Here is a 4,580-nt window from a genome sequence, read left to right on the forward strand (position 1 = left end):
AATAATTAATAGCGAAAAACAAAAAAAGCCCTTGCCAGGTTTTCCCGGCAAGGGCTTTTTTTGTAGGAGCGGCGCTCTCTGTGCGCCGCCCCTACATCCCATCCTTACAGCGCAGCGGCGACTTCCGCGCCCTGGCGGATTGCACGTTTGGCGTCGAGCTCTGCAGCCAGGTCAGCGCCGCCGATCAGGTGGAAGTTTTTCGCTTCTTCCTGATACAGCTCGCGCAGGGATTCCTGGCCGGCACAGATCACCACGTGGTCCACATCCAGCACCCGGCTTTCCTCACCGATCTTGATATGCAGGCCAGCGTCATCGATTTTCTCGTAGCTACAGCCTTTCAACATGTCCACGTTGCGGGATTTCAGGGTGGCGCGATGTACCCAGCCGGAAGTCTTGCCCAGGTCCTTGCCCAGCGGCGTCGGCTTGCGTTGCAGCAAGGTGATCTGCCGGGCGGGTTTCTCCACCTCCGGCTCCACCAGGCCACCTCGGGCATCGCTATCCATGTCCACGCCCCACTCCTTCATCCATTCCGGTAAAGGCTGCTCGCCATCGCGGGGATGCTCGGCCAGGAACTCGGACACATCAAAACCGATACCACCGGCACCGATTACCGCCACTTTTTCACCCACCTGGGCCTTGCCACGCAGCACATCCACATAGGACAACACCTTGGGATGATCAATGCCGGGGATACCCGGCGTACGCGGCAGCACACCGGTGGCGATAACGATTTCGTCAAAGCCCTGTGCCTGCAGGTCCGCCACTTCCACCCGGGTGTTGAGCTTCAGGGTGACGCCGGTGTTTTCGATACGCTTGCCGAAATAGCGAATGGTGTTGTGGAACTCTTCCTTGCCCGGGATCACCTTGGCCATATTGAACTGGCCACCGATTTCGCCGGCCTGATCAAACAGGGTGACATCATGACCCCGCTCTGCCGCCACCGTGGCACAGGACAATCCCGCCGGGCCAGCGCCGACAACCGCCACCTTCTTCGGCTTGGCAGTACGCAGGTACAACAGTTCGGTTTCGTGGCAGGCACGGGGATTGACCAGACAGGACGCCCGCTTGAGCTGGAAGGTGTGATCCAGACAGGCCTGGTTACAGGCGATGCAGGTATTGATCTCGTCAGCCTTGCCCTGCTCGGTCTTTCTCACGAAGTCCGGGTCCGCCAGCAACTGACGGGCCATGGACACCGCATCTGCCTGACCGCTCTTGAGAATCTCTTCCGCCACGTCCGGATCATTGATGCGGTTTGAAGCCACCACCGGAATGGATACCACCTCTTTCACCTGACGGGTGGCTTCGGCGAAGGCGGCCCGGGGCACAGAAGTCACGATGGTAGGTACCCGGGCCTCGTGCCAGCCGATACCGGAGTTCAGCAGGCTGGCACCGGCTGCTTCCAGCTCCTTGGCCAGATCAAGCACTTCTTCACGGGTGGAGCCTTCCGGCACCAGATCAATCACCGACATGCGGAACATGATGATGAAATCATCACCACAACGCTTGCGGGTTTCGCGCACGATTTCCACCGGGAAGCGACGACGGTTTTCTGCATTGCCGCCGTATTTGTCCTTGCGCTTGTTGGTGCGCGGCGCGGTGAACTGGTTAATCAGATAGCCTTCGGAACCCATGATCTCCACACCGTCATAGCCAGCTTTCTTGGCCAGGTAAGCCGTGTGGGCAAAATCCTTCACCGTCTGCTCCACCTCTTTGGTAGACATTGCCTTGGGCTTGAACGGGTTGATCGGGCTCTTGATCGCCGAGGCAGAACGGGAGAACGGGTGGTAGCTGTAGCGGCCGGCGTGGAGCACCTGCAAGGCAATCTTGCCCCCTTCCCGGTGCACCGCATCGGTCACCTTGCGGTGGTTCATCACGTCAAAACGATTGTTGAACAGCCCGGAGAACGGGTAGAACCACCCTTTCTTGTTCGGGTTGAAGCCACCGGTAACAATCAAGCCAACACCACCACGGGCACGCTCGGCAAAGTAAGCCGCGAGCTTGGGAAATTGCCAGAAACGGTCTTCCAGACCGGTGTGCATGGACCCCATGATCACCCGGTTCTTGAGCTGGGTATGGCCCAGATCCAGGGGGGAAAGCAGGTTGGAATAGCGGTCGGCTGTCATGGTGTGTGCTCCGTATCGTCACCAAAGATGGCTACGCGTTAATTATCTGGACGGCGTCAAGTTAATGGCTTATTTTGACACTGTCAAGATTATTGCTGAAACTACCCAGGCAAGTTACAAGTTGAAAGTGTCAACGCGGCATCTGTGTGGCAATAACCAGCACCACCCTGCCCGCGCCCAAACCAGCTTGTTCGCGTAACCGGCTGCTAGTCTGCTGCCAGCTTTGCAGCGCGTTGTAACTTGCCACTTTCAACTTGCAACTGGATTTACCATGTCACGACCCGCGCGCTATCACCACGGCGACCTGCATTCCACCTTGCTCCGGGAAGCCAACCGGCTGCTTGACGAGGACGGTATTGACGGCCTGTCCCTGCGCAAGCTGGCGGAACGGGCCGGGGTTTCTCGTACCGCACCCTACCATCACTTCCGTGACAAGAATGCCTTGCTCTGTGCCCTGGCGACTCAGGCATTCAACCAGCTGGACGAGATGATCGGCCGTCAGTTGCAGGGGGAAGGCTCGAAAGAGCGGATTCAACACTTTGTCCGCGAGTACCTTCGCTTTGCCACCGAACACCCGGAACAGTATGAGCTGATGTTCGGCCGCACCATCTGGAAAAGCGGGCAACCCACCGAGGAACTGAAGGCGGTGGCCTATCGCAGCTTCCGCAATTACGCCGAGCGGCTGGGCAGCCAGCTCCAGGGCCGGCTTCCCGCCAATACCGATCCATTGCGCGTGGCCCAGGCCAGCTGGGCCACCGTACACGGCCTGTGCCGCCTGTTGATCGACGGCATTTATGTGAACCGGGAAGATATAGAGGCGGTCAGCGAGCAATCCGTGGCGCTCATCATGGCCGCCCTTTCACGACCTTAATCCAACCAGCGAAACGCCCGCTTCAAGGCGGCCGTTCCATCATGTTGAATCCAGTTACCATGGGCCAGCAGGATACGCTCCGGTTGCCAGCCCAGCATGGCCTCAAAACATGCCCTTGCCTGCTTCTTGCGCCCGCGGAAAGTAAACCGGTAATCCAGCGGAGCCTGACCATGGGGAGCGACGACACCAGTAAGACGCAACAGACCCCGATAGGCCCAATGTACCTTGGCCGGATCAAAGTTTTCGATCAGATCGGTCACGATAAGAGTACGGCTGGGGCGGTGGAAGAACACCATTTCCTCCATTACCGAACTGCCACGAAAACGCAGCTGGTCTATTTCTTCATACCAGGCCTCTGAGGGGTCATCCCCCAGATCATCAGAAAACCACACATCAATTCCCTGCCCCTGCGCCCGCTCCCTGACTCCGGGTGAAGCCCAGGTACGCGCATTGGGATAATGCTCCGCCCAGCCCGGGATATGGGCATAATGAATCATGTTGGGTGACACCAGATGAGAGACTTCGCCCAATGCGTCTAACTGGGCCGCCAGTTCTGGCGTGTATGCAATGGGGGAATGCACCCACAATTGGCCGTCATTCAACCGCACCACAGTCATACGAGTGGTAAAGGGAATATGCACCCCATACATGGCCATGGCAGTAATACCGCCATCCGCAATCCAGACGTTTTCCGCAACAGATTTAAGATGATTTACCGGTTCATAAAAGGATAACCATTGCATTAATCAATCCACCGTTCCATGTGCATGAGCAGTACAAGAGTACGCCTGAAACTGTCCGGGTGTCATATCAAGGCCGGGGCGCTATTCGTGTTCTCCAGGCATAAAAAAACCGGCCCGAAGGCCGGTTTTTTTGAGTCATGCCAGCGATTACTTCTCGAGAATCGCTACCACGCCCTGACCGCCAGCGGCACACACGGAGATCAGTGCGCGGCCGGAGCCTTTTTCGTTCAGCAGCTTGGCAGCATTGGCGATGATACGGCCACCGGTGGCAGCGAACGGGTGACCGGCTGCCAGGGAGGAGCCTTTCACGTTCAGCTTGCTACGGTCGATGCTGCCCAGGGCTTTCTTGCGACCCAGACGCTCTTTGCAGAAAGTCTCGTCTTCCCAGGCTTTCAGGGTAGACAGTACCTGGGACGCGAAGGCTTCGTGGATTTCGTAGAAATCGAAGTCCTGCAGGGTCAGGTCCAGCTTGTCCAGCATGCTCGGTACGGCGTAGGCCGGTGCCATCAGCAGGCCTTCTTTCTTGCCGATGAAGTCCACGGCAGCGGCTTCACCGATGGTCAGGTAGGCCAGTACCGGCAGGCCACGCTCTTTGGCCCACTCTTCGGTGGCCAGCAGTACCGTGGAGGCACCGTCGGTCAGCGGGGTGGAGTTGGCCGGGGTCATGGTGCCGTCCGGGCCGCCGAAGCAAGGCTTCAGGGTGGCAAGTTTTTCCAGGGTGGAATCGCCGCGCATGTTGTTGTCGCGCTCCAGACCCTTGAACGGGGTGATCAGGTCATCCTGCCAGCCATCTTCATAGGACTTGGCCAGGTTCTGGTGGGATTTCCACGCCAGCTCGTCCTG

The 4,580-nt window shown here is 58.2% G+C and carries 3 protein-coding genes and 1 pseudogene; 1 reads left to right on the top strand and 3 read right to left on the bottom strand.

All coding sequences use genetic code 11. From position 1 onward, the window contains the following. Positions 1 to 104: 104 nt before the first annotated feature. Positions 105 to 2,123 carry an NADPH-dependent 2,4-dienoyl-CoA reductase gene (locus tag HUJ17_RS05415; RefSeq protein WP_290509717.1) on the bottom strand — a complete coding sequence of 673 codons (2,019 nt, stop codon included), beginning with the start codon at positions 2,121 to 2,123 and terminating at the stop codon, positions 105 to 107. Positions 2,124 to 2,394: 271 nt separating this feature from the next. Here HUJ17_RS05415 and HUJ17_RS05420 point away from each other — a divergent pair, with 271 nt between their 5' ends. After that, positions 2,395 to 2,994, top strand: coding sequence for a TetR/AcrR family transcriptional regulator (locus HUJ17_RS05420; protein ID WP_290509718.1), 600 nt, complete (start codon positions 2,395 to 2,397; stop codon positions 2,992 to 2,994). On the opposite strand, the gene HUJ17_RS05425 is transcribed toward HUJ17_RS05420, so the two are convergent. Together HUJ17_RS05425 and HUJ17_RS05430 are read right to left on the bottom strand one after the other, a co-directional pair. Further along, positions 2,991 to 3,737, bottom strand: a complete 747-nt coding sequence (locus HUJ17_RS05425) for a DUF4336 domain-containing protein (protein WP_290509719.1) — start codon at positions 3,735 to 3,737, stop codon at positions 2,991 to 2,993. The genes HUJ17_RS05420 and HUJ17_RS05425 overlap by 4 nt on opposite strands. A gap of 147 nt (positions 3,738 to 3,884) precedes the next feature. After that, positions 3,885 to 4,580, bottom strand: a pseudogene (locus HUJ17_RS05430) (acetyl-CoA C-acyltransferase); the annotation flags it as partial.

The sequence above is a fragment of the Alcanivorax sp. genome (assembly GCF_014762765.1).
Classification (GTDB): domain Bacteria; phylum Pseudomonadota; class Gammaproteobacteria; order Pseudomonadales; family Alcanivoracaceae; genus Alcanivorax.